At 68.0% G+C, this 25,337-nt stretch carries 21 protein-coding genes; 13 read left to right on the plus strand and 8 right to left on the minus strand.

What is annotated here, in order from left to right; all coding sequences use genetic code 11:
- Positions 1 to 12: 12 nt before the first annotated feature.
- Positions 13 to 1,893 carry a T9SS type A sorting domain-containing protein gene (locus QY325_00050; protein WKZ66329.1) on the minus strand — a complete coding sequence of 627 codons (1,881 nt, stop codon included), beginning with the start codon at positions 1,891 to 1,893 and terminating at the stop codon, positions 13 to 15.
- A gap of 135 nt (positions 1,894 to 2,028) precedes the next feature.
- Here QY325_00050 and QY325_00055 point away from each other — a divergent pair, with 135 nt between their 5' ends.
- Both QY325_00055 and QY325_00060 read left to right on the plus strand, forming a co-directional pair.
- Positions 2,029 to 3,249 (plus strand): alanine dehydrogenase, encoded by a 1,221-nt coding sequence (locus tag QY325_00055; protein ID WKZ66330.1) that lies wholly within the window; start codon positions 2,029 to 2,031, stop codon positions 3,247 to 3,249.
- Between the two features lies 1 nt (position 3,250).
- Entirely contained in the window at positions 3,251 to 3,628 is a 378-nt protein-coding gene (locus QY325_00060; protein ID WKZ66331.1) for a hypothetical protein, read from the plus strand.
- Here QY325_00060 and QY325_00065 read toward each other — a convergent pair.
- Together QY325_00065 and QY325_00070 are read right to left on the minus strand one after the other, a co-directional pair.
- Positions 3,625 to 4,020 (minus strand): hypothetical protein, encoded by a 396-nt coding sequence (locus tag QY325_00065; GenBank protein WKZ66332.1) that lies wholly within the window; start codon positions 4,018 to 4,020, stop codon positions 3,625 to 3,627. The genes QY325_00060 and QY325_00065 overlap by 4 nt on opposite strands.
- Before the next feature lie 107 nt (positions 4,021 to 4,127).
- Entirely contained in the window at positions 4,128 to 5,324 is a 1,197-nt protein-coding gene (locus QY325_00070) for a proline dehydrogenase family protein (protein WKZ66333.1), read from the minus strand.
- 60 nt (positions 5,325 to 5,384) lie between these two features.
- Between QY325_00070 and aroB the strand changes: the two genes are divergently transcribed.
- Positions 5,385 to 6,482, plus strand: coding sequence for a 3-dehydroquinate synthase (gene aroB / locus QY325_00075; protein WKZ66334.1), 1,098 nt, complete (start codon positions 5,385 to 5,387; stop codon positions 6,480 to 6,482).
- A 163-nt stretch (positions 6,483 to 6,645) separates the two neighbouring features.
- Positions 6,646 to 7,857 (plus strand): hypothetical protein, encoded by a 1,212-nt coding sequence (locus QY325_00080; protein WKZ66335.1) that lies wholly within the window; start codon positions 6,646 to 6,648, stop codon positions 7,855 to 7,857.
- Between the two features lie 30 nt (positions 7,858 to 7,887).
- On the opposite strand, the gene QY325_00085 is transcribed toward QY325_00080, so the two are convergent.
- Complete coding sequence (locus tag QY325_00085) at positions 7,888 to 8,460, minus strand: hypothetical protein (GenBank protein ID WKZ66336.1); 573 nt, start codon at positions 8,458 to 8,460, stop codon at positions 7,888 to 7,890.
- Positions 8,461 to 8,628: 168 nt separating this feature from the next.
- Between QY325_00085 and QY325_00090 the strand changes: the two genes are divergently transcribed.
- The 3 genes from QY325_00090 (at position 8,629) to QY325_00100 (ending at position 11,388) form a co-directional block, all read left to right on the plus strand.
- Positions 8,629 to 10,305, plus strand: a complete 1,677-nt coding sequence (locus QY325_00090) for a formate--tetrahydrofolate ligase (GenBank protein WKZ66337.1) — start codon at positions 8,629 to 8,631, stop codon at positions 10,303 to 10,305.
- A 195-nt stretch (positions 10,306 to 10,500) separates the two neighbouring features.
- Complete coding sequence (locus QY325_00095) at positions 10,501 to 10,890, plus strand: hypothetical protein (protein WKZ66338.1); 390 nt, start codon at positions 10,501 to 10,503, stop codon at positions 10,888 to 10,890.
- Between the two features lie 81 nt (positions 10,891 to 10,971).
- Positions 10,972 to 11,388: a hypothetical protein gene (locus QY325_00100; protein WKZ66339.1), complete on the plus strand. Its 417-nt coding sequence runs from the start codon at positions 10,972 to 10,974 to the stop codon at positions 11,386 to 11,388.
- A gap of 125 nt (positions 11,389 to 11,513) precedes the next feature.
- On the opposite strand, the gene QY325_00105 is transcribed toward QY325_00100, so the two are convergent.
- Entirely contained in the window at positions 11,514 to 11,948 is a 435-nt protein-coding gene (locus tag QY325_00105) for a hypothetical protein (GenBank protein ID WKZ66340.1), read from the minus strand.
- A 135-nt stretch (positions 11,949 to 12,083) separates the two neighbouring features.
- Positions 12,084 to 15,170 (minus strand): adenylate/guanylate cyclase domain-containing protein, encoded by a 3,087-nt coding sequence (locus QY325_00110; GenBank protein ID WKZ66341.1) that lies wholly within the window; start codon positions 15,168 to 15,170, stop codon positions 12,084 to 12,086.
- Positions 15,171 to 15,274: 104 nt separating this feature from the next.
- On the opposite strand from QY325_00110, the gene QY325_00115 reads away from it, so the two are divergent.
- Positions 15,275 to 15,529 (plus strand): DNA-binding protein, encoded by a 255-nt coding sequence (locus tag QY325_00115; GenBank protein WKZ66342.1) that lies wholly within the window; start codon positions 15,275 to 15,277, stop codon positions 15,527 to 15,529.
- A 77-nt stretch (positions 15,530 to 15,606) separates the two neighbouring features.
- Here QY325_00115 and QY325_00120 read toward each other — a convergent pair whose 3' ends face one another.
- On the minus strand, positions 15,607 to 17,499 hold the full coding sequence (locus tag QY325_00120) for a DEAD/DEAH box helicase (protein ID WKZ66343.1): 1,893 nt from the start codon (positions 17,497 to 17,499) through the stop codon (positions 15,607 to 15,609).
- Positions 17,500 to 17,608: 109 nt separating this feature from the next.
- Here QY325_00120 and QY325_00125 point away from each other — a divergent pair, with 109 nt between their 5' ends.
- Genes QY325_00125 through QY325_00140 form a run of 4 tightly spaced genes read left to right on the plus strand, consistent with a single transcriptional unit; the run spans position 17,609 to position 23,550 of the window.
- Positions 17,609 to 17,845: a hypothetical protein gene (locus QY325_00125; protein ID WKZ66344.1), complete on the plus strand. Its 237-nt coding sequence runs from the start codon at positions 17,609 to 17,611 to the stop codon at positions 17,843 to 17,845.
- A gap of 15 nt (positions 17,846 to 17,860) precedes the next feature.
- Positions 17,861 to 20,737 (plus strand): hypothetical protein, encoded by a 2,877-nt coding sequence (locus tag QY325_00130; GenBank protein ID WKZ66345.1) that lies wholly within the window; start codon positions 17,861 to 17,863, stop codon positions 20,735 to 20,737.
- Positions 20,734 to 22,023 (plus strand): glycosyltransferase, encoded by a 1,290-nt coding sequence (locus QY325_00135; protein ID WKZ66346.1) that lies wholly within the window; start codon positions 20,734 to 20,736, stop codon positions 22,021 to 22,023. The genes QY325_00130 and QY325_00135 overlap by 4 nt, the downstream gene beginning before the upstream one ends.
- A 27-nt stretch (positions 22,024 to 22,050) precedes the next feature.
- Positions 22,051 to 23,550, plus strand: a complete 1,500-nt coding sequence (locus tag QY325_00140; GenBank protein WKZ66347.1) for an oligosaccharide flippase family protein — start codon at positions 22,051 to 22,053, stop codon at positions 23,548 to 23,550.
- On the opposite strand, the gene QY325_00145 is transcribed toward QY325_00140, so the two are convergent.
- On the minus strand, positions 23,545 to 24,207 hold the full coding sequence (locus QY325_00145) for a class I SAM-dependent methyltransferase (protein ID WKZ66348.1): 663 nt from the start codon (positions 24,205 to 24,207) through the stop codon (positions 23,545 to 23,547). The two genes, QY325_00140 and QY325_00145, sit on opposite strands and share 6 nt — an antisense overlap.
- Before the next feature lie 65 nt (positions 24,208 to 24,272).
- Between QY325_00145 and QY325_00150 the strand changes: the two genes are divergently transcribed.
- Positions 24,273 to 25,337: a glycosyltransferase family 4 protein gene (locus QY325_00150; GenBank protein ID WKZ66349.1), complete on the plus strand. Its 1,065-nt coding sequence runs from the start codon at positions 24,273 to 24,275 to the stop codon at positions 25,335 to 25,337.

Raw genomic sequence — 25,337 nt, forward strand, 5'->3', positions numbered from 1 at the left:
GCTCCGCGGCGATCAGTGCTTCACGAAGCGGAGCACCTGCTGCCCTGCGCCGTCACCCACGCGCAACCAGTACACGCCGCCTGGCAGGGCCGTCGTGTCGATGTGCGCGTTGGGGCCCACGGCGTTCTGCGTGGACACCTTGCGGCCCATGGCATCCACGATGGCGATGCTTACCGTGGCGCTGGCGGGAAGGCCGCGTAGGAAGAGGGTGGCTCCAGTGGGATTCGGCCAGGCCTCAAGCGAAGTGGCCGTGGCGGTCGTTCCAGCAAGCCCGGTGGTGGTCACCACCAGTCCATCGGAGGTGGCCGTTCCCACGCAACCCTGCGTGTTGGTGTAGCTCACGCGGTAGCTCCCGTTCTCCGTGGGTTCGTAGCTCTGACCGTTGGCTCCCAGGATGGGTTCGCCGTTCAGCAGCCATTGAATGGTGCCAGCGAAGGCGGGCGAGGCAATGAGCGTGCTGCCCACCTGGCTGATCTGCGGATCGGGCACTTCTTCGGAGATGCCGGTGAACTCGGTGACGAAGAAGCCCCTGTTCGGGATGCGCTCCACGCAGCTCAGCTCCCATGGCGACAAGGTGTTCAGCTGGCCGCTCACCACATAACGGCCATCGCCCTGGCTCACCAGCGCATAGGCGAAGCTCTGCAGGGCATTGGGCGGTTGGGCCGGTACCCCGGTGTGGAAGCCGGTGAGGTAGTCGCCCGCTGCACTGATCTCCGCGATGAAGCCCTTGCCCGTAGCCGATGCGGTGATGACAGCGGGGCCGAAGGTCGCGGTGGATCCTGTTTGCTGCCCGCAGAGATACAGGCTGTTGCCATCGTCCTTCAGGACTAGGCCGTAGGCATAGGTGGAGGCCGTGGAGTTGATGGGCCGCATCCACAGCGGCGTGCCGTCGGCGTCCATCTTCAACACCGCGTCGATACCGTTGCCCAAGGTGGTGTTGGTGATCACATCCGGTCCGAACGCAATGGGCGTGTTGAAGCCGAGGGTGGCGCAGGCGTAGATGTTGTCGGCAGGGTCCACCACCAGCGGAATGTTGTGTTCAAAGCGGTCCCGGAAGTTGCCGTGGGAACGGAACCAGCGGATGGAATCCAGGTCTGCACTGCAGCGCAGGAAGAAGTAGCGGTTCAATGCAGCTGCCGTGGCATCGCCTGGCTGGCTGGGGTCAGTGCCGAAAGCGAGTTCACCGCGGTGCTCGCCGGTGATGATCACATCCCCATTGCTCAGGCTCACCGAGTTCTTGAACCACAGGTTGGGCAAGGCGGTCTGGGGCACATAGGAGGTCGCTGCCAGGGAGGCCATCGGGGTGCCCGCCGTGTCGATGCTGGTCATCGAGAGGTTGCCACTTTGGAAGTACAGCAGTCCGTTGGCGTAGTGCAGCAGGGTGGTGCGGCTGAATCCACCGGTAAGCGGCATGCCCGTGTTGTGCGCCCACACCAGGTCACCGTCGGGCGAGAACTTCAGCAGGTAGTTGCGTGCGGCGGTCGCGTTCACCGTGGTGTCACCCACGATGATGGCGTTCTCCAAGGTGCGGCCCAGGAAATAGGCGTTTCCGGCCTCGTCGGCGCGGATGCTGAAGGGCTGGAACTGCGGCCCCACCGGGCGTATCCACTGCAGCTCGCCGGCGCTGTTGAACTTGTGCACGAAGGCGTTCGAGCTGCCGGCTCCGCCACTGGGGGAGACCGTATCGCCCTGGCACTGCTGCGCGCCGCTGCCATCGTTGAACAGGAACAGGTTGCCCTGGGGGTCGCGGGCCAGGTCCAGGGCGCCGGAGAAGGAGTTGGCGATACCGGCCACGCCGCCGCTGCTGGCCCAGGTGTAGCCTTGAGCAGGTGCCCGGTGGGCGTAGGATGCGGATAGGAGAAGGAGCAGGCTGGCGAGTCGTGATGGGGACATGGGGCGGGTCTGTCGGTGCCGCAAACATCCTTTGAGGCGGGCAGTGCGTCAATAGAACCTTGGTTAGGGGTGCCGCGGCCGGTTTTCCGTCACTCGGTTGCTGCTCAGTACCTTCGCGTGCCTTCCAATACGCCGATGTCCACCTCGTCCGACCTGCTGAAGCAACTGGCCCGCGAGACCGCCCTGCTGCCGCAGGAACAGGTGATGGAGGTGGGGCGGCGCAAGAAGAGCCTCTTCATCGGCATCCCCAAGGAAGTCACCTTCCAGGAGCACCGCGTACCGCTGACGCCCGCCGCCGTGGCCACCTTGGTGCAACGCGACCACGAGGTGGTGATCGAACGCGGTGCCGGCCAGCCCGCCCAGTTCCAGGACAATGACTACAGCGAGGCGGGCGCCATGGTGGTGGACAGCCCGGAAGAGGTCTTCAAGGCCGACCTCATCCTGAAGGTGGCCCCGCCCACGCATGGCGAGATCGAGCTGCTGCGGCACAAGCAGACGCTCGTATCCGCCCTGCAGCTCACCGTGCAGCCCAAGGACACCCTGCGCCGCATGATGGAGAAGCGCATGACCGCCGTGGCCTGGGACTTCATCAAGGACCGCGAGGGCATCTACCCGATCATCCGCGCCATGGGCGAGATCGCCGGTACCACCAGCATCCAGATCGCCAGCGAGTACCTCACCGCCGACAAGGGCGGGCCGGGCACCATGCTGGGCGGCATCAGTGGCGTGGAGCCCGCCGAGGTGGTCATCATCGGTGCGGGCACCGTGGGCGAGTTCGCCACGCGCGCCGCGCTGGGCCTGGGTGCCAGCGTGAAGGTCTTCGACAAGAGCATCTACCGCCTGCGCCGCCTGCAGAACGACGTGGGCCAGCGCATCTGGACCAGCGTGGTGCAGCCCGAGGAGCTGCGCAAGGCCCTGCGGCATGCCGACGTGGCCATCGGCGCCCTCCGCCCCGAGCACGGCCGCACGCCCATGGTGGTGACCGAGGAGATGGTGAAGGACATGAAGAGCGGCAGCGTCATCGTCGATGTCAGCATCGACCGCGGCGGCTGCTTCGAGACCAGCGAGGTCACCACCCACACCGACCCTGTGTACAAGCGCTACGGCGTGCTCCACTACTGCGTGCCCAACATCGCCAGCCGGGTGCCCCGCACCGCCAGCACGGCCCTCAGCAACATCTTCGGGCCCATGCTGCTCAACATGGGCGAGGTGGGCGGCTTCGAGGACCTCATCAAGCGCGACCTCGGCGTGCGACACGGCGTGTACCTCTACAACGGCACCGTCACCAGCCGCATCCTCGGCGAGGCCTTCAAGCTGCCGCACAAGGACCTGGACATCCTGCTGGCGGCGTTCTGATATGGACCTCCAGCGCCGCCTAACGCTCTATCTCCTGGGCCTCATCATCGGTGGCGGGCTCGCCTATTGGTTCTACGGCGAGCGGCTCACCACCAGCGCCTGGCTTCCCGAGGCCAAGCTGAAGCAGCGCCTGCGCAGCACCCTGGTGAAGGCGACGCCGGCGGCGCAGCAGGCCATGGAGCAGCAGGGCCTTTCGATCGCCGACATCCGCGTGCGGATGGACAGCGCCCGCATCGACCTCGGCGCCTCGACGCGCAGCGCAGACAGCATCGTCTACAGCGTATCCGCGCCCTTCAACGGCCGGCAGCTGCGCCTGCGCATCGCCACGCTCCGCGACTTCGACCGCGACAGCACCGCCACGCTGGTGGAGCTGCGCTAGGCGCGCGGCGCTGCGGCATCGTACTCCGCCCGCACCGCGGGGTCGAGCAGCGCCACGAAGGTGAAGACGCCCAAAGCCATGCCGAGCGGGAAGTTGAGGCAGCACAGGGCCGCGGCCACGAGTGAGCCCGTGCGGTTGGTGCGGCGCGCGATCCAGCGGCCGCTGAGGATCACCAGCACGCCAATGGCTTCGATGAGGGCGAAGAGGCCCCAGCCGAGCCCCTGCATCAGCTGGCCCACCCAGGCCGGGGGCGGATCGCCATCTGCGGGCAGGCTGCCGCTGTTGAGCAGCAGGCCCATGAAGACCAGCACCAGCACGGCCGCGCCGCCCAGGCAGGTGAGGGCGCCGTAGACGTAGTGCAGGATGGAGAGGGTGGGCAGGTGGCGGGTCATGGCAGCGGGCTTGGTGCCCCCAAGCTAGGGTGGCTTGGGCCCGGCGCAGTGGCCAACGGTGGCAGCGGTTGCCGGGCGTGACCAGCGGCCGCAGAAGCCGGCAGTCGCTACCTGGCGCGCCGCCTCCGCTCCTCCACGATGAGCCGCAGCTCGCGCCCCATCTGACCGGCCACGCTGGTGTTCTCCTCGGCGCGGCGGATGAGGTAGGGAAGCACGGCGCGCACCGGGCCATAAGGCACGTATTTGGCCACGTTGTAGCCTGCGTCCGCCAGGTTGTAGCTGATGTGGTCGCTCATGCCCAGCAGCTGCGCGAACCAGATGCGCCGGTCGTTGCGCGCCAGCCCGCGCTCGTCCATGAGCCGTGCCAGCAGCAAGGCGCTCTGCTCGTTGTGCGTGCCGGCCATCACGGCCACCCGGTCGATGTGGTCGATGCAGAAGCGCAGCGCATCGTCGTAATCGCGGTCCACCGCGGCCTTGTCCTCATGGATGGGCGAGGGGTAGCCCTGTTCGGCGGCGCGCTCGCGCTCCTTCTCCATGTAGGCGCCGCGCACCAGCTTCACCCCCAGGTGGTAGCCGTCGCGCTCGGCCGCGGCGAGGGAGGCCCGCAGGAAGTCCAGCCGGTCGTGCCGGTAAAGCTGGATGGTGTTGAAGACGATGGCCCGCTCTCCGTTGTGGCGCTCCATCATGCGCGTGGCCAGCGCGTCGATGGCGGGCTGGTACCAGCTGTCCTCGGCATCGATCAGCACGGGCACGGCGGCGGCGGCCGCGGCGGCGCAGATGCGTTCCACACGCCCCTGTGCCAGCGCCCATTCATGGGCCTCATCGGTGTCGAGGGGCTGGTCGTTGCTCACTTTCTCCAGGATGCGCACCGGCGCCAGGCCCGTGGGCTTGAAGACGGAGAAGGGCACATCGCGGCGCTCACCCGCCACGGCAATCGTGCGCAGGATCTCCGCCAGGGTATGGTCCAGCGCCTCTTCATCGTCCTGGCCCTCCACGCTGTAGTCGAGGATGGTGCCCAGGCCGCCGTCGCCGAGCTTCTGCACGGTGCGCAGGCTTTCGGTGATGGTCTCCCCCCCGCAGAAGTGCCGGAAGATGGTGGGCTTCACCGCCCAGCGTACGGGAATGTGCAGCACCAGCGCCACCTGGGCCAGCCATTGCGAGGCGGCGTTGAGCCAGGGGATGCCGATGAGGCGGAAGAGCCAATAGGCGCGCTGCAGGCCGCGGTCGGTGTACTGCCGGAAGGCGATGCGGGTATCGCGGAGGTCGGGTTGGCGGGTGCCTGGTGCGGTGGCCGTGGACGGCATGGGGGCTTCCTTCGTTCCTTTGGCGGGAGGCCTTCCGGCGGAGGGCGGCCAAAAGTAGCCATGGTCCCCAAGCGCACCGATAGCCGCCTCCTGGATGCCGGCGGCCACCCCGTTGCGTTGGGCGAAGGGGCGCTGCAGGCCCTGCAGGAGACGCTGGTGGCGGCCGAGCCCACCGCCCTCTTCGTGCTGGGCGATGAGAATACGCTCCGCCACGCGCTGCCCGAGCTGCTGGCCCGTGTGCCGGCGCTGCGCGACGCCGAGACCATCGGCGTGCCGCCCGGCGAGGCGTCCAAGTCCCTGGCCGTTTGCCATGACATCTGGGTGCACCTCACGGACCGCGCGGCGGATCGCCAGGCGGTGCTCGTGTGCCTGGGCGGCGGCGTGGTCACCGACCTGGGCGGCTTCATCGCCGGCACCTACAAGCGCGGCATCCGCTGCGCCCATGTGCCCACCTCGCTCATGGGCATGGTGGATGCGGCCATCGGCGGCAAGGCGGGCATCGACCTGGGCGGGGTGAAGAACGTGGTGGGCGTGTTCCATGACCCGGTGGGCGTCTTCGTGCACGTGCCCTTCCTCAAGAGCCTGGGCAAGCGCGAGCTGCTCAACGGCGTGGCCGAGATGGTGAAGCACGGGCTGGTGCGCGATGCGGCGCACTACGCCGCCATCGCCGCTGCGCCGTTGCACGACCTGGATGCGCTTGCCCCGCTGGTGGAGCGCAGCGCGGCGATCAAGGCCGAAGTGGTGCGCGAGGACCCGCGCGAAGCCGGCCCGCGCAAGCTGCTCAACTTCGGCCACACCATCGGCCACGGTATCGAGGCCTTCTCGTGGGAGGGCGGCCAGCGCGCCCTGCTGCACGGCGAGGCGGTGGCCCTGGGCATGGTGTGCGAGGCCTGGCTCAGCTGGCGCCTCGGCCTGCTGCCCCGCGAGGCCAGCGACCGCATCGCCGCCCAGCTGCTGGGGCTCTATCGCCACTTCGCGCTGCAAGGCGACGAGGACCACCGGATCATCGAGCTCATGCGCAACGACAAGAAGAACAGCGGCGGGCAGTTCCGCTTCACCTTGCTCACGGGCATCGGCTCAGCCCGGGTGGATGTTGCGGTGACCGCCGCCCAGGTGCAGGAGGCGCTGGAGTACTACCGCTTGCTGGTGAGGGGGTAAGGCGGGTGCAGGCGCAGCCGGTAGGCAGTATCATCAGCGCTGCGTGCATGAGGCCGCGCGTTCCCGCGGTCTTGCATTGCCTGGAGCATGCGTAAGCGGGCGCACGGTTGCCACGTCCATGGCCTCAGCGCAGCATGCCGCTCATGTTCTTCCTTTGCCGCCCATGCCATCCGTTACCGTATCGCGCCCCCAAGGGCCCATCAGTACCGCCATCGCCCTTCCCCGCAGCAAGAGCATCAGCAACCGCGCGCTGCTCATGGCCTCGCTCTGCGACGACTTCAATCTCGTCTCGCACCTGAGCGATGGCGATGATACCCGGGTGATGCAAGCGCTGCTCCGCGATTCCCCGCGTGTGATGGACTGCGGCGCGGGCGGTACCACCTTCCGCTTCCTGCTCGCATGGGCCAGCGTGCGCGCAGGCGAAGAGCACATCCTCACCGGCATCCCGCGCCTGCTCGAGCGTCCGCACGATGACCTGGTGAACGCCCTAAGGCAATTGGGCGCGGACATCGAGCGGGTGCCGGAGGGCTACCGCGTGCGCGGCCGGGCCCTGAAGGGCGGCGAGGTGCACTTCGATTCGCCCATCAGCAGCCAGTACCTCAGCGCGCTGCTCATGGTGGCGCCGCGGATGCGGGAAGGCCTCACCCTGCGCTGGACCGGCACGCGCCTCAGCGAGCCCTTTGTGCACATGACGCTGAAGATGCTCGCGCACTTCGGCGTGTACCCGCGCCTGGAGCTCGATGGCGTGCGCGTGGATCCCGGCGATTACATCCCATCGCCCATTGCCGTGCCGCCCGATTGGAGCAGCGCCGCGTTCTGGTACGAGATCGCCGCGCTCGCGCCTGGCAGCGCCATCCTGCTCACCGGCCTCACCGACGATACCATGCAGGGCGACCGTGAGGCGCAATACCTCTGGGCTCCCTGGGTGGAGACGCGATTCACCGATGAAGGCGCCCGGATCAGCCATCGCGCACCGCCCGGCAAATGGGAGGACCTGCCGCGAAGCCTGAAGCACGTGCCCGATCTCTTCCAGCCCCTGGCCTTCACCTTGGCCGCACTGGGCCAGCCTGCGGTACTCACAGGCCTCGACAACCTCCGCGTGAAGGAGACCGATCGCCTGCGCGCGGTGGCCGATGCCATCGCGCGGATGGGCGGCCAATCCGCCTTCGCCGATGGCGCCTTCGCCGTGAAGCAGGGCATCACCGCCGATTCGCCCATGAGCTTCCACCCCGACATCGACCACCGCATGGCGCTGTCGCTGGCGCCGCTCGCGCTGCGGCTCGGCAGCATCACCATCGAGGATCCGCAGGTGGTGAATAAGAGCTACCCGGGCTTCTGGCAGGACCTGAGGAAGGCCGGTTTCGGTGTGCAGTAGGCACAGCTCCGCGGGTCCGGCCGTCGCGCGCTATTCGATTGGCGCGAAGCGCACGCCGACCACGAAGCCTGCTGTGGGCATCTCCCCGTTCACATGGCCCTCAAAGCCCGCGAAGAGGCCAAGGTCCAAGCGGACGAGAAAGTTGGCCATGAGCTGTATCGGGAAGTCGAGCATCGCGGCCTTGCGCGTTTCATAAACGGGGTCGAGGAGCCAGTTGCTGCCGGGCGCCAAGGCGTGCTCTTCATACTGTCCATAGCCCACTCCCGCACCGACAGAGGCCATCACCCGCGTGCCCGGCGGAGTGAGGACGTAACTCGCCATGGCGTGCACCGTGCTCATGCGCTCCCATTCATTGGAGATGTTGAGGCCGCTCTTGCCGCTGACCTGCCCGACGCCGATGGAGAGGATGACCGGGCGCAGCATGAGGTGGGCCCCGCCCCGATAGACAAAGCCCTTCGAGGCGATACCGACGCCGGCATCCACCCATATGGCGGTCGCGGTCCCTTCCGGCTCCGCTTGGGGCATGGCGTCCGCCTGCGCATGCACCCGGATAACGGCGCCAGATAGGAGCAGGAGGCCTGCGAGGAACTGATAGCGGTTCATGAGCGCTGGATGATCTCGTTGTTCTAAAGGAAGCGCCCGGCGAGGACCTCCAGGTTGATGGGCGTCAGGGTGTCGGGCGGGATGCCCGGGCATCCCCAGGGTTCCGGCATGCCGGGGCTTTGCGCCTTCGCCCCTTTGCGGTTCCTTCGCGCACCAAGTCCTGCACGCATGGCATTCCCCACCGACCTCGAGATCGCCCAGAAAGCCCAACTGAAGCCCATCGCGCGGATCGCGGAGCGGCTCGGCATCGACCCGGAGGTGATCGAGCCCTATGGCCGCACCAAGGCCAAGCTGCCGCTCACGCTCATCGATGATGCCAAGGCCGCGAAGAGCAAGCTCATCCTCGTCACCGCTGTGAGCCCCACGCCGGCCGGCGAAGGCAAGACCACCACCAGCATCGGCCTGAACGAGGGCCTCAACAAGCTCGGGAAGAAGAGCACCGTGGTGCTGCGCGAGCCGAGCCTGGGTCCCGTGTTCGGCATGAAGGGCGGTGCGGCCGGCGGCGGCTACGCGCAGGTGGTGCCCATGGAGGACATCAACCTCCACTTCACCGGCGACTTCGCGGCCATCGAGAAGGCCAACAACCTCCTCGCCGCGCTCATCGACAACAACCTGCAGAACCGCAAGCGCTCGCTTGGCATCGATCCGCGCACCATCGCCTGGAAGCGCGTGATGGACATGAACGACCGCGCCCTGCGGAAGATCACCATCGGCCTGGGCGGCGTGAACGGCGGCGTGCCGCGCGAGGATGGCTTCAACATCACGCCCGCCAGCGAGGTGATGGCCATCCTCTGCCTCGCCACCAGCTTCGAGGACCTGAAGAAGCGCCTCGGTGACATCTACGTGGGCCAGCGCTGGGACCGCACGCCCGTCTACGCCCGCGACCTGAAGGCCGAGGCCGCCATGGCCATCCTGCTCAAGGACGCCATCAAGCCGAACCTGGTGCAGACGCTGGAGGGCAATCCCGCCATCCTGCACGGCGGTCCCTTCGCCAATATCGCGCAGGGCGTGAACAGCGTGCTCGCCACCAAGATGGGCCTCAGCCTCGGCGATTACGTGGTGACCGAGGCGGGCTTCGGAGCGGACCTGGGCGCCGAGAAGTTCTTCGACATCAAGTGCCGTGCAGCGGGGCTGAAGCCGAGCGCCGCGGTGATCGTGGCCACGGTGCGCGCGCTGCGCTACCACGGCGGTGTGGACGTGAAGGAAGTGAACAACGCCGCGCCCGACAAGCTGAAGGCCGGCCTCGCCAACCTGGGCCGCCACATCGAGAACATCAGCAAGTTCGGCGTGAAGGCCGTGGTGGCCATCAACCACTTCCCCACGGACACGCCCGAGGAGATCGACATGATCAAGGCCTACTGCACCGAGCGCGGTGCCGAGGCGGTGCTCGCTCAGGGCTTCGCGAAAGGCGGAGATGGCATGACGGACCTTGCCAGCGCCGTGCTCCGCGTGATCGAAGAGGGCAAGAGCGAGTTCAAACCGCTGTACGGCCTGTCGCTCTCCATCAAGCAGAAGATCGAGACCATCGCGAAGGAGATCTACCGCGCCGATGGCGTGGACTACAGCGGCGATGCCGAGACCGCCTTGCGCCGCATCGACAAGCTCGGCCTCAACGGCGTGCCGGTGTGCATGGCCAAGACGCAATACAGCTTCAGCGACAACAAGGACCTGCGCGCCGCGCCCACCGGCTTCCGCATCACCGTGCGCGACATCGAGATCAGCGCCGGCGCCGGCTTCGTGGTGCCCATCTGCGGCGAGATCATGCGCATGCCCGGCCTGCCCGAGGTGCCTGCCGCGGAAGGCATGGACATCGATGCCAACGGGGTGATCAGTGGGTTGAGCTGAGCGGCGCACAGCTGTTGCGCTTAAGCCTCACGGCTGAAGGCATTGCCCCGAGCCGTTGCCTGGTCATTGCGCTCCGCGATGGCCGTTCGCTCCTTGCGCTGCCGCTGGTGATGGAGCGTTGATCCTGGGACAGCCGATGCCGTGCGCCGCGTTACCCCAGCGCGGCGCACGCATTTCCCGGCAAACCCAATGGTCATGAACACGGTCACGCTTCTCCTTGCTTCCGTTCTGCTGGCTTCACCGCTTGAACCGCGCGCCTTCGTTCCTGAGGGCGGCTCGCCACGCATCCTGCTCGGCGGCAAGTCCAGCGGCGACATCACCGCCGCGCAATGGAGCGGCCTCAAGGCGGTGGATGTGCAAGGCTGCGTCCCCGGCGCGCGCATCGTCTCGCTCACCTTCTGCATCAAGGACTGCAAGGGGAAGGACGCGTCCGCTGGCGGAGAGAAGGCCGAGATCACACCCTACCAGCGCCAGATGATCCAGAACCTGCCGCCCGGCACGCCCTTCCGCGTGCACGTGGTAGTGCGCGACGCAAAGGGCAGGGCCTGGGACATCCCCGATGCGTTCTTCGTATGGAAAGGATGAGGATGCGAAGAGATGTTAACGGTGCTTCATCCGGTTGAACCTGCACGCCACGGGCGGGTCAGAGCGGTAAACCCAAGCAACATGATCAAGCCCATCGTGATATCGGCGAGCCTTCTGGTCGCAGGCCTGGCCAGCGCGCAGGACAAGCCGCAGCGCAGTCCGGAGGAAACAGCCAAGGCACGCACCGAAAGGTTGACCACTGTGCTCGAGCTCACGCCGGAACAGGCCGCGAAGGTGCAGGCCCTGCACCTGCAGCACGCCCAGGAGGCCGAGGCCCGGCGCGCCCAGCTGAAGACCGAGCGCGAGGCCAAACGCGCCGAGATGGATAAGCGCCGCGCCGAGCACGAGGCGGAGATGAAGGCCATCCTCACCGCAGAGCAGTTCACGAAGTGGCAGGCCATGCGTGAGCAGCGGAAGGAGGGTATGGAGAAGCGCATGGAGCACCGCAAGGAGGGCGTGGAGCAGCGCGGGCGGATGAAGGAAGAGCGCAAGCGCTGAGGGGCAGGTCAGGTCACGGTCGGGGCACGATGATGATGCGCCGCTTGGGCCAAGCGGTACGCGGGGGCGCCCGGTTGGGGGGCTGCAGCCTGTTGTTGCCTTCCCGGTAATCAGCCAGAGCAGAGCTATGCGCCGCGGCGCCGCAATCCCGCGATGATGGTCACGGCCGCCGCGAGCATCGCCAGCGTGAGCGAAGCCAAGCCGAAGTTCACGATGCCTTCGGCGAGCGGGCTGCCCGTGCGGCCTTCAGCCGCTACGGTGAGCTGTCCGCCGGCATTGAGCGCGGCCGCGATCAGCATGGTGGCCCAGTTGGCGAAGGTGCCGTAGATGGCGCAGGCGGCCGCGATGCGGCGCCACCGGTCGGTGAGCACCAGGCGGGGCCACAGCAGCCCCAGCAGCAGGAGCAGCATCCCGTTGAGCACTCCCTCGATGTGGCTGCTGAGCCCCATGCGCGGATTGGCCAAGGCCGGAACCAGCAGTCCGGTGAGCAGGCCCAGCAACAGGAGCCAGGCGCCGGAAAGGAGCAGGCGGTGGGCCTGGTGGTCGGGTGAGGAGGCCATGGATGCTCGCTTGATCGGACAAGGTAGGCGGCTCAGGCCAAGCGGCGCCATCTCATTCAGCGCATGCTGACAGCCGGCACGGGATCCCGTCGCCTATAGCGCCTCCGCTGCGCACTCGCCATGCACCCCTGCGGATCATGCCCCCAGCGCCTTCAGCAGCTCCGCATTCGGCAACAGCCCCTGCGCATCGGCGCTGTAGCGGGGCTTCAGGCGCAGCGCGAAGTACATCTGGACCTCGCCCTTGCCCTTCACCTGGATGGGGCCGCGCGGCTGGGCCTCGATGTAGCCCATCACCTGGGCGTAGACGGGCCCGCTGATGTTCACGCGGCCGGCCTCGCCATTGGCCTCCATGCGACTGGCCAGGTTCACGGTATCGCCCCAGATGTCATAGGCGAACTTCTTCTCGCCCACCACGCCGGCCACCACGGGCCCGCTGTGCAGGCCGATGCGCACGGGCCATTCCTGAAGGCCTTTGGAGCGCCGCTCGGAATTGCTGCGTTCCACGGCCTCGAGCATGCCCAGGGCCATCACCACGGCCTGCAGGGCGTGCTGGGGCGAGGGCTCGGGCAGACCCGCGGCGCACATATAGGCATCCCCGATGGTCTTGATCTTTTCCAGCCGGTGGCGGTCGCAAAGGGAATCGAAGAGTCGGAAGTAGTGGTCCAGCTCGGCCACCAGCGTATCGGTGTCCATGCGGCTGCTGAAGTGCGTGAAGCCCTTGAAGTCGCTGAAGAGCACGGTGGCACGCTCGTAGCGTCGGGCCTCGGCAGTGCCCTTGGTCTTGAGCTCCTCGGCGGTGGAAGCGGGCAGGATGTTGAGCAGGAGCCGCTCGCTGCGGTCCTTCTCGGTGGCCAACTCGCGTGTGCGGTGGGCCACGGTGGCTTCCAGTCGTTCGCGGTCGCGCCGCAGCTGCCGCTCGCGTACGCGCACGAAGCCGAAGAAGGCCAATAGTAAAGTGGCGCCCCCGCCGATGCGGAAGGTGGGCGTCTGCCAGAAGGGCGGAGCCACGGTGAAGGTGAAGGCGATGGGCTCGGCATTCCACACGCCGCTCGCGTTGCGGGCCATCACCTTGAAGGTGTAGCTGCCGGGAGGGATGTTGCTGTAGGTGACGCGCTGGGTGGCGGTGATGGGGCTCCAGTCGGGGTCGTACCCTTCCAGGATCCAGCGGTAGCGCACTTTCTCGGGGAAGGCCAGGGAGATGCCGGTGAAGGCGAAGGTGAGGTGGTTGCGGTCGTGTGGCAGCTCCAGCCCTTCGGGCAATCCATTCCCACCCATGCGCTCGCACCAGGGTGTCCAGTCCGGCTTCTCGTAGAAGAGCTGCAGCTCGGTGAGGTGCACCAATGGCTCGCGCGGATCGTCCACCACCAGGCGGGGGTCGTAACGGATGGCGCCGCGCACGGTGCCGAACCAGAGCGCGCTGTCGTTGTCGAGCAGTGCGGCCCCGCGCAGGCTCTCGATGCCGATGAAGCCGTCATCGGGCCCGTAGGCCCTGATGCCGAGCACCTGCTCCTGCAGGGCATCGAGCTCCACCTGGTGGATGCCCTTGCGGGTTCCCAGCCACAGGTTCTCCTGAGCGTCGAGCGCCAAGGCTTCCACGGCCAGGTTCTGCAGGCCGTCGTCGTCGGTGTAATGCCCCATGCGGCTGCCCTGCACGCGGTAGAGCCCATCGCCAGCGGTGCCCACCCACAGGTTGCCCGGGGTGTCGCGCACCAGCGCGGTGATGCGCACCCGCGGCAGGCGCGGATGCCGAAGGGCACTTGGGGGGCCACCGGCGAGGGGCAGCGCCACGAGGCCGCTGTCCGTACCGGCCCAGAGCGTGTCGGCATGCAGCAGCAGGGCGGTGACAGGCTGTGCAATGCCGCTGTACGCCACGAAGCGGCCGTCAAGGCCCTCGCGGTGGAGGCCGGTGGAGGCACCCACCCAGGCGCGGCCGTCAGGCCCTGTTCGGATGGCATGGATGCGGTCGTCGTCAAGGTGCCCTGATTGGAGAGCGGGCTGGAACCGATCGCCGTTCAGCCGATGCACCCCATGCATGGCGGTACCCACGAGCAGGTGCCCCCGGGCGTCCTCGCCGAGGCAGGTGACGAAGAGCGATGGAAGGCCTTCTTCGCGGCCGTAGGAGCGTAGGCGGGTGCCGTCCCAGCAGGCCACGCCACCGCCTTGGGTGCCCAGCCACAGCAACCCGTCGGGGGTTCGGTGGATGGCGCTCACGATGCGCGAGCGCAGCCCGTCGCGCTCGGTGAAGTACAGGAATGCGTCGCTGGTGAATTTGCTGATGCCGCCGAAGGCGGTGCCGGCCCAGATGCCGCCGCTGCGGTCCTGATGAAGGCAGCGCACCAGATCGTGCCCCAGTCCATTGGCCTCGGTGATGGCTTTCAGCACGGGCAGGCCGCCTTGCCGGGTAAGGTGCACCAAGCCGCCAGGCGTGCCGAGCCAGAGGTCGCCGTTGGCGGCGCGCAGCGCGGTGAGCACCACGGGGTGGGGCAGGGCCAGCGGGTGGTGCCCGGCGAAGCGCTGCTCCACGGGCAGTGGACGCATGGCGGTATCGAGCTCCAGGTAGCCCTTGTCTGTCCCGGCCAGCACGCCCAGGCTGTCGGCGAAGAGGGCCAGCACGCGTGACGAAGGCAGGGCGGGCACGGGCATGGGCTGCCATCGCGCTCCCTTAAGCACCGCCAAGCCGCTGTCGGTGGCGGCCAGCAGCGGGCCACCGGGCTGCTGGGCGATGGCATTGATGCGGAGCGCGGGCAGCCCCTCGTTCAGGGGGCGGGCCTCCCGTTCGCCTGCGGCGATGCGCCAGATGCCTCCGCCCCGGCTGGCCAGCCACAGGCCTCCTGCGCCGTCGGGCAGCAGGGCGCGAACAGGGTGGCGGGGCAGCCCGGTACCGTCCCAAGGGGTGATGGCGCCGTTGCTCCACATGGCGAGCGTGCCATTGCGCAAGCCCAGCCACAGTGTGCCGTCCGATTGGGGAAGGAGGGCGGTCACCTCATCGCCCGGCAAGCCATGGGCGCGTCCATAAGCCTCGAACCGCAGTCCTTGGCCACGCGCCACGCCCTGGTCGGTGGCCACCCAGAGGAAGCCCTCGGCGTCCTCGCAGAGGTCGTTGACCGCAGCGCTGGGCAGTCCCTGCTCGAGGGAGAAGGTGCGCAGGTCGTATTGTTGGGCGCCTACGGGGGGGGTGGAGAGCAGCAGGCCCAGCAGGACTGCACAACCGGAGGCACGCATGGTGGTGAAGGTAGCGCGCGCCACCCAAGACCGTGCCGCGGGGCGCTTGGAAACGGGGTTTCGCGCGCTTACCTTTCTGACGCATCAACCAAACCCATCCCATCATGAACATCACCTTCAATGAGCTGCGGCGGATCAAGGACAACCTGCCTGATGGGAGCATCCACCGCATCGCGCGCGAGCTGGATGTGACCGTGGAGAGCGTCTGGAACTACTTCGGCGGCTACACCCACCCCAACGGGCGGCCCATGGGCGTGCACTTGGAGCCGGGCCCGGATGGCGGCGTGGTGGCGCTTGATGACACGCGTATCCTGGACATCGCGCAGCGCATCCTGCAGGAGCAGCGAGTGCATGCGTGAGCGCAGGGTAAAGGAGCGACCCGCACGGGCGGGGAGTGAGCGGTCCTGGTGAAGGGCCGCTTTCTCTTTCCTGCCGATCAGGCCTTGCCCTTCCTTGGGAACTTCGGCTTGGGCTCGTAGAAACCCTCCTTCTTCTGGTAGCTGCCGCGCTGGGGAGGACCGCCCCGCTCCTCGCGGCCACGGTAGCTGCCTTGGTGGGAGCGGTTGCCTTGGGCTCCGCCCTTGTATCCGCCGCCTTTGTACCCGCCGCCTTGATAGCCGCCTTCACGCGGGGGGCGCGGCGCATCGTGGCGCGGTGCGCCGCCTTGTGGCCCCTGTGCCTCGTCGACGCGCACCTTCCGGCCCTTGTAGTTGGCGCCTTTGAAGGCATTGAACACCTGCTCGAAGTGCGCGGGCTCGATGTCGATGAAGGAGTACACGTCCTTGATGAGCATGCGCCCGATCACATCGCCCTGCACGCCGCTGATGCCGCAGACATAGCCGAGCATCTTCCCCTTGTCGAAGCCGTCGGCGCTGCCCAGGTTGATGAACATCTGCTTGCCCGTGCTGAAGCGCTCGCGCGAGGAGGGCCGCTCCACGCGGGCGGTGTGGTCCTTGCGGCTCATGTCCACGTTGAGGTCGGGCAGGTCGCGGAACTGCGTGATGAGGCGGTTGAAGGCCACGCTCATGAAGCGCTCGATGAGCTCCTCCTTGCTGAAGGCGCTGAGTTCCTGGTGGGCCGTGGGGAGGATGGAGGCGAGGGCGTCATGGTCCACCTCCACGCCCTTCAGCTTGTGCATGTAGGCCACCACCTGGGCCTTGCCGATGTCGCCGCCACCCGGCACGCGCACGTAGGTGAAGTGGGTCTTGAGGGCCCGCTCGAGCTGTCGGATCTTGCCCACGTCGCGGAGGCCGATGATGCTCAGGGAGATGCCGGTTCGCCCGGCGCGTGCGGTGCGGCCGCTGCGGTGGGTGTAGCTCTCGGCCTCGCCGGGAAGGTCGAAGTGGATCACGTGCGTCACATCGCTCACATCGATGCCCCGGGCGGCCACATCGGTGGCGATCAGCAGCTGCAGGGTGCGGGCACGGTAGCGGCCCATCACATGGTCTCGCTGGGCCTGGCTCAGGTCGCCATGGATGGCATCCGCCACGAAGCCGTCCTTGATGAGGGCAGTGGCGAGTTCCTGCGTTTCATGCTTGGTGCGGCAGAAGACGATGGCGAAGAGGTCGGGCTCGGCATCGATGAAGCGCTTGAGCGCGGCGAAGCGGTCGCGTGCGTGCACCACGCAGTACTGGTGCTGGATCGATGCGGCTGACGCGTTGCGCTCGCCCACCTGCAGCTCCACGGTGTCGCGCATGTAGCGCTTGGCGATGGCGCGCACCTCCCCGCTCATGGTGGCGCTGAAGAGCCAGGTGCGCTTGTCGCCGGGCGTGGCCTGCAGGATGTCGGTGAGGTCCTCCTGGAAGCCCATGTTGAGCATCTCGTCGGCCTCGTCGAGCACCACGGTGTGCACGGCGCTCAGGTCAACGGCCTCACGGCCGAGGAGATCGAGCAAGCGGCCGGGGGTGGCCACCACGATGTTGGCGCCACGCTGGATGGCCCGGATCTGGTCGCGGATGTTGGCGCCGCCGTACACGGCCACGGGGCGCACACCGGGCAGGTGCTGGGCGAACCGCTCCAGGTCGCCGGTGATCTGCACGCAGAGCTCGCGCGTGGGGGCCAGGACCAAGGCCTGCACGCCGCGCTCCCCGGCATCGATGTCCATGAGCAGGGGCAGGCCGAAGGCGCCGGTCTTGCCGGTGCCGGTCTGGGCGAGCACCACCACGTCCTGGTCGGTGGAGAGCAGCTGCGGGATGGCGCGCTCCTGAACGGGTGTGGGCTGCTGCCAGCCGAGGTCGGTGAGCGAACGGAGCAGCTCCGCCCGGAGGCCGAGCGAATCGAAGGAGGACATCGCGAGCGGATTGAGGGGATGCGCGCGCCCGAGCGGCACGCGGAGGCCGCGAAGGTACGGTTTGTGCGCCCAGCACCGGGCGGGCTTCGCCGGCAGGGCGATTCCGCCGCGGCTCCGACCAAGATCCGCCCCCAGTACCTTCGCCGCCATGCCCATCGCCGAAGCCAGCTTCACCGGTACGATCCGCACCATCGCGGTACTGCTGCTCATCCTTTGGCTCGTTCGGCTCATCATGCGCCGCAGCGCCGCGGCGCGGCCGGCCCCTGGGCCCGGACCGCACCGCCCGCCAGGGCACGTCCGCGTGGAGGAGGCGCCCCGCGCAGGCGATGGCTCCCCTGCGCCACGGGGCACCATCATCGATGCCGATTTCGAGGAGATCAAGTAACCTGCCTCATCCCGCATGAAGCCCATCCTGAAGAAGCTGCTGCCCGTGCTGGCGGCGCTCGCCGTGTTCTACGCGCTCAGCCTCGTCTATTTCAGTCCCGCCCTGGAGGGCAAGCGCCTGGTGCAGGGCGACCTGCGCAACTGGCAGGGCATGGCCCAGGAGATCCTCGAGCACCGCGAGGCCACCGACGAGGACCCGCTGTGGACCGGAAGCATGTTCAGCGGCATGCCGGCCTACCAGATCACCGTGCTGTGGCCGGCCAACCTGCTGCGCTTCGCCGATCAGGCTTTCCATGGCTTCCTGCCCCGGCCCATGAGCTTCCTCTTCCTTTACCTGCTGGGCATGTACATCCTGCTGCGGTGCCTGCGGGTGGATCCCTGGCTGAGCATCGTGGGCGCCATCGCGTTCGGATTCAGCTCCTATTTCTTCGTCATCCTGGAGGCGGGCCACAACAGCAAGGCCAACGCCATCGGCTACGCCCCCATGGTGCTGGGCGCGGCGTGGGTGCTGCTGCGCGGGCGGGCGCTGCTCGGCGCGGCCCTGCTGGCGCTCTTCCTGGGCCTCGAGGTGATGATGAACCACGTGCAGATCACCTACTACCTGGGATTCGTTCTGGTGCTGCTGGCCCTGGCGGAAGCCGCACGCGCCATCCGCGAGGGGCAGGCGGCCGACCTGGCGCGGCGCGCCGCGCTAGGGCTTGGCGGCGTGGCGCTGGCGCTCGCCTGCAACCTGGGCATGCTGTGGACCACCTACGAGTACGGCAGCTACACTACGCGCGGCCGAAGCGAGCTCACCATCACCCCGGAGGGCGCCGCAGCAGCGGCCAAGCAGACCAGCGGACTCGACCGCGACTATGTGACGCAGTGGAGCTACGGCAAGCAGGAGAGCCTTACGCTGCTGGTGCCCAACGCGAAGGGCGGCGCGTCGGCCTCCATCATCCAGAAGCAGGACGACTTCCGCCGCATCGAGGACCCCGCTTTCCGCAACGCGGTGGTGAAGGAGTACCAGGGCGGCGGCTACGTGAACGCTTATTGGGGCGATCAGGACTTCACCTCGGGCCCGGTTTACGTGGGTGCGATCGCCGTGCTGCTGCTGCTGGTGATGGCCGGTGCCGCCACCGGCCGTGCCGGCTGGTGGATGTTCAGCGCGCTCCTGCTGGCGCTGCTGCTCGTGTTCATCAACAACAGCATGGCGGTCGATGCGGCAACGGGCGTCGCCACGCTCTGGGGGGTGAAGGCCTCGTGGCTCATGGGCGGCCTGGTGGTCGTCTACCTGCTTGCCGGCCTGTGGGCCATGCGCGATACGTTGGCCTATGCGCTCTTCGCTGCGCTGGTGCTCACCCTGCTGCTGAGCTGGGGGCGCAACCTGATGCCCCTCACCGACTTCTTCCTCGACCTCGTGCCGGGCTATAGCAAATTCCGCGCGGTCACCATCATCCTCGTGATCGTGGAGCTCGCGGTGCCCGTGCTCGGCATGGTGCACCTTGACCGCCTGCTGCGCGAGGGCGCGTGGGACAAGGCGAAGGAGCGCCGCTTCCTGGTGCCGGCCGGCGCCCTGCTCGCGCTGCTGCTGGCGCTGGCCATGGCGCCCGCCGCCTTCATCCAGCTGCTCAGCGATGCGGAGCGTGCCGCATTCAACGAGCGCATCGATTCCGGTGCTGCACCCGAGGCCGATGTGCGCCTCCTGGTCGATGGCATCAAGGCGTACCGCGCGGATGTGGTCAGTGCCGATGCGTGGCGCAGCTTCGGTTTCGTGCTCGCCGCCGCGCTGGCCCTCTTCCTGTTCGGTCGCGGCAGGCTGCCCAAGCCCGCCTTCATCGCACTGCTCGGCATCCTGTTCATCGCCGACCTGTGGCCGGTGGACAAGCGCTACGTGAACAACGAGAAGGACAAGGGCCGCTACCTGGCATGGGAGGACGCCAAGGCCAGCCTCTTCCCGCACAAGCCGAACGCAGCCGATCAGGCCATCCTGCAGCAGGAGTGGACGCCCGCCGCAGATGCTTGGTACAGGCAGGCACTCGAGCGCGCGAAGCAGAAGCGGGCCGCGGCGCGCGGCGCCGACCGCGTGATGAGCAAGGAGGAGGACCAGATGCTGCGCTACGCGGCGCTCCGGCGCGCCACCGACTATCGTGTGCTGTGGATGGGCAACCCCTTCAACGATTCGCGGGTGAGCTACTTCCACAAGAGCATCGGCGGCTACCACGGCGCCAAGCTGGAGCGCTACCAGGAGCTCATCGAGTTCCACCTGCGGCCCGCCATCGGGCGTGTCGCCGCCGGCTTCGGCGAAGGCGCCACAATAGCGCGCATCGACAGCCTGCTGGCGCAGGAGCCGGTGCTGAACATGCTCAACGCGCGCTACCTCATCTACAGCAACGAGCGGCCGCCCATCCTCAACACCAATTCCCTGGGGAGCGCCTGGTTCGTGGAGGAGGCCCGGTGGGTGAAGAGCGCCGATGAGGAGATCACCGCATTGGGCGGCATCGATCCCGCGCGCACCGTGCTGCTCGATGAGCGCCAGCGCGCGGCCATCGGTGATGCCCGGCCCGTGCCGGATCCCACGGCCACCGTGACGCTGGACCGCTATGCCACCGACCGGCAGGAGTACACCGTGCGCTCGGAGAAGGGCGGCATCGTGGTGTTCAGCAGCATCTGGTACGGCCCCGACTGGCAGGCCAGCATCGATGGTGCGCCGGCCGCGCACGCCCGCGCCGACTATGTGCTGCGCGCCTTGGCGGTGCCCGCCGGCGAGCACAAGGTGGTGTTCGCCGTGCAGGGGAGGGCCTATGCGGCTGCGCAGCCCGTGATGCTCGGAGCCTCGTTGCTGGTGCTGCTGCTCGCGCTAGGTGTCCTCGGCCTGGAGGCGCGCAAGGCCCTCGCCAACGCCGGGGCATGAAGCGGGTGCTGGTGATCACCTACTACTGGCCGCCCAACGCCGGGGTGGGCGGTCAGCGCTGGCTGAAGATGTGCCGGTACCTGCCTGAGCACGGCTGGAGCCCCGTGGTGTACACGCCCTCGAACCCCGAGATGGCGGCGGTGGACGAAGGCCTGCTGCGCGATGTGGCGCCGGGCCTTGAGGTGATCAAGCGGCCCATTACCGAGCCCTTCGGCCTGTACAAGCGATTCACCGGCAGGGCGCAGGACGCGCGCATCCAGACCGCCTTCCTGAAGGAGGAGGGGAGCGGTGCGCCGGGCTGGAAGGAGCGACTGGCGCTGTGGGTGCGCAGCAACCTCTTCGTGCCCGATGCGCGCGTGTGGTGGGTGCGGCCGTCCATCCGGTACCTCCGCGAGTACCTGCGCGAGCATCCCGTCGATGCCGTGGTCACCACCGGTCCGCCGCACAGCATGCACCTGGTGGGCCTTGGGCTCAAGCGGGCCCTGGGCGTGCGCTGGGTGGCCGATTTCCGCGATCCCTGGACGGGCATCGACTATTACCAGCAGCTGAGCCTCACGCGCTGGGCCGATGCGCGCCATCGCCGGATGGAGCGCACGGTGCTCGCTAGCGCCGACCGTGTGGTCACCGTGAGCTGGCGCTGGGCAAAGGAACTGGAGGCGCTCGGCGCCAGGGACGTGGCAGTGGTCACCAATGGCTATGATCCCGCCGATCTCCCGCGCGCGCCGGTGCAGGTGGATGAGGAGTGCTCGCTGGTGCATGCCGGATCGATGAGCCCCACGCGCGACCAGCCCGGCCTGTGGAAGCTGCTTGCACGGCTCTGCGCAGATGATGAGGGCTTCGCCGCGCGCTTCAGGCTGCGGTTCGTGGGCCCGGTCGATGCCAGCGTGATCGCCAGCGTGAATGCCGCTGGCCTTGGCGCGCATGTGGAGCGCATGGGCCACCTGCCGCGGGCGGAGGCCATGCGTGAGATCGCGCGGGCGCGCGTGCTGCTGCTGCCCATCAACACCACCGCCAATCAGCACGGGATCCTGCCCACCAAGCTCTATGAGTACCTGAGCACGGGCCGGCCCATCCTTGCTGTGGGCCCGCGCGACGGCGATGCGGCGCGCGTGCTCGGCGAGGCCCACCTGCTGCTGCCCCCAACGCCTTCCGCAACCGATGCCGCACGGGTGCGGGCGCTCTTCGATGCCCCGCCCGTGGATGCCGCCGCCTATGCGCGCTACGACCGCCGCGCGCTGGCTGGCGGTATGGCCGGCGTGCTGGACGGCCTTGTCGCCAACCGCTGACCGGCGCGCCTACTTTCGCCCGTCACCATGGGGATCATCGCCCGCCAGGCCACCCTAAACACCCTGCTCGCCTACCTCGGCATCGGCCTTGGCTTCGTCAATGTGGTGCTGCTCTATCCGCGGGTGCTGGCTGCCGATGAGTTCGGGCTCACGCGCCTGCTGGTCTCCATCGCCACCATCGCCGCGCAGGTGGCGCAGCTGGGCGCGGAGAACACGGTGATCCGCTACTTCCCCTACTTCCGCGATCCGGCGCGCGGGCACCGCGGGCTGCTGGGCATGCTGCTGCTCTTCGGCCTCGTGGTGTCGCTCATCGCCATCCTTGTGCTCTGGGGCTTCCACGGCGCCTTCACCCGGGTGTTCGCCGATCGCAACGCGCTCTACGGCACCTATGGGCTTCTGCTGCTGCCCATCGTCCTGGCGGAGGTGTATTTCATCCTGTTGCGCAGCTACAGCCGTTCGCTCCGGCGCACCGTGCAGCCCACCTTCATCCGCGAGTTCGTGATGCGCGCGCTCCAGACCGCGCTCATCGCCTTGCAGGCCTGGCTCCACCTGCCCTTCAGCCTCTTCATGGCGCTCTACGCCGCCGTGTTCCTGGCCTGCACCCTGGCGCTCGTGGCCGACCTGTGGCGCGCAGGTGAGCTGCGCCTGGGCTGGGCGCACCGCTGGATGCCCGGCCGCCTGCGCCGCAGCCTAATCGCCTACACCGCCTTCACCTTCTCGGCCAGTGTGGCGGGCATCATCCTCGGCAACATGGACCAGCTCATGATCGGTGCCATGCTCGGCGAGCAGTCCCTCACCTATGTGGCGCACTACGCGGTTGCCTTCTATTTCGGCAGCGTCATCGCCGCACCGGGTCGCGCGCTGCAACAGGCCGCTGCACCCCTGCTGGCCGAGGCCTGGAAGCGCAACGACCGGGGGCTGGTGGGCGACCTCTACCGTCGGAGCGCCTTCGCCCAGCTGCTCTTCAGCGGCTTCCTCTTCGTGCTCATGTTCACCGGCATGGAGGACCTATTCGGGCTGCTGCCGCCGGCCTATTCGGGAGCGGCCATCGTGGCCTTCATCATCGGCCTGGCCTACCTGCTCAACAGCAGCATCGGCCTGAGCCCGGCCATCATCAGCATGTCGCGGAGCTACCGACTCGATGCCTTCAGCTCGCTGGCGATGGTGGCCATCAATCTGGTGGCCAACTTCTTCCTGATCCGCTCCATGGGGCTGGCGGGAGCGGCATGGGCCACCTTCATCTCGCTGCTGGCGGTGAACGCCTACCGCACCTGGTTCCTGTGGTGGAAGTACGGGCTATGGCCCTTCGACCGTCGCTCCGCGCTGGTGATGGCGCTGATTGCGCTGCTGTCCTTGGCGCTGCCCTGGGTTCCGCTCACGATGAATCCCTGGGTCGACCTGCCGCTGCGCGCGCTGCTGGCGGCGGCCCTCTTCTGGCCGGCGGCCCACGTCCTGGGCCTCACGCGCGAACTGGTGGAGCTGCTGGCCCGGTTCCGCGACCGCTTTGCGGGCACCCCGCAATCATAGGGCGCGTATCGCGAAGCTCAGGTGCCGGTCCGTCTCATGGGTGAGCAGGACCAGCTCCCAATCGTGCTTCACGCAGAACTCATGCACCGCTTCCACCACCCCGTAGCGCACACCGCCGTCCCAGTTGCCGGTGATGTAGTCGTGCCCGGCGATGATTCCGCCCGGCTTCACCTTGGTGCGTGCGATCTCCAGCTCGGCGGCCGTGACACGATAGCCGTGGTCGGTGTCGATGTAGATCCAGTCGAAGAGGCCGTCGGGATAGGACTTCAGCACCTCGGTGCTCAGCCCCAGGTCGATCCGCACCTGCCCGGTGGCGATCTCCTTGGCGAAGCGGTCGCGCACATGCTGCTGCAGGCCGCCGTGGTAGCGCTTGCTGCCCCACATGTCGATGAGGTGCAGCCGCTGCGGGCGGCTGATGGCCAGGATGCGCGCCGAGAAATCGCCATGGTCCACGCCGGCCTCGGCCACCACCCCGCCCTTGGGCAGGGCCTCGAGGAAGGCATCGCGGTCGGTCACTACGCGCAGGCGGGCGATGTGCCGCGGCTGCAGCTCCACCTTCGGGATGGCCCGGCTCTGTGCGGCCCGCACCCTGCCGAGCAGGGCGTTGAGCCCGCGATACACCGGTTTGCCGATGAGGTCCTTGATCAGTGCGGCCATGGGAGCGGGAGCGGCGCCGAAAATAGCCGCATGGGGCTTGCCCGCCTAGCTTCGCTGCGGACGACATGCCAGGGAAGCCGAAGCTGGTCTATTGCACGACGATCATGGCCTCGTTCGCGCGGAACGACATGGCGCTGCTTGCTGCGCGCTTCCGCGTGGTGCCCTTCGTGTTCGCCCCGCGCAGCAAGGCGCACACGCCCTGGGAGCTGCTGCGCCAGCTGGCCTTCCTGCTCAGGCATCTGCCCGGTGCCGCAGTGTCCGTCACCCAGTTCGGCGGATTCCATGCGGCGCTTCCGGTGCTGTTCGGGCGGCTGCTGCGCGTTCCGGCCGTGGTGGTGCTGGGCGGCTTCGATTGCGCATCCTTCCCCTCGTTCCGGTACGGGGCGCACCATCGGTTCCCCATGGGCGCCATCACCCGCTGGTCGCTGCGCCATGCGTCTCACCTGGTGCCCTGCAGCCAGAACCTCGTGCTTTCCGAGCAGCGGTATTCCCAGGCGCCGGGCGATCCGCTCCTGCAGGGCTACAAGGCCTTCGACCCCGGGAATGCCGTGCCCTGCACGGTGATCCCCTACGGCTACGATGCGGATCGTTTCAAGCCGGCGGGGAGGCCTGCGCCGCGCAGCTTCCTCACGGTCGCGCAGATGAACGCATCCAACTTCGAGCGCAAGGGGATCGACCTGCTCTTCGCGCTCGCCGACCGCCTGCCCGACTGCCGCTTCACGGTGGTGGGCAACACCCCGGCCATGCGCTATGCGCGTGTCCCGCCCAACGTGGAGCTGGTGGGCTTCGTGCCGTACGAGGAGCTCCCGGCCGTGTATGCGCGTCATGCCTTCTACCTGCAGCTGAGCATCTGGGAGGGCTTCCCCAGCGCGCCGTGCGAGGCCATGCTCTGCGGCTGCGTTCCCATCGTGAGCCGGGTGGCGGCGCTGCCCGACATCGCCGGCGATGCGGGATTCTACCTCGAGCGGCGCGATGCCGATGAGCTGGAGCGGACGGTGCGTGCGGCGCTGCAGGCCGATGGGGAGCGGCGGTCGCAGGCGGCGCGCGCACGGATCATGGAGCGCTATCCGCCCGCTGTGCGTCAGGCGCTCCTGCGCCTGGTGGAGCAGGTGGCCGGACTGGCGGATTGA

The sequence above is a fragment of the Flavobacteriales bacterium genome (genome assembly GCA_030584065.1).
In the GTDB taxonomy this organism is placed as follows: Bacteria; Bacteroidota; Bacteroidia; order Flavobacteriales_F; family PHOS-HE28; genus PHOS-HE28.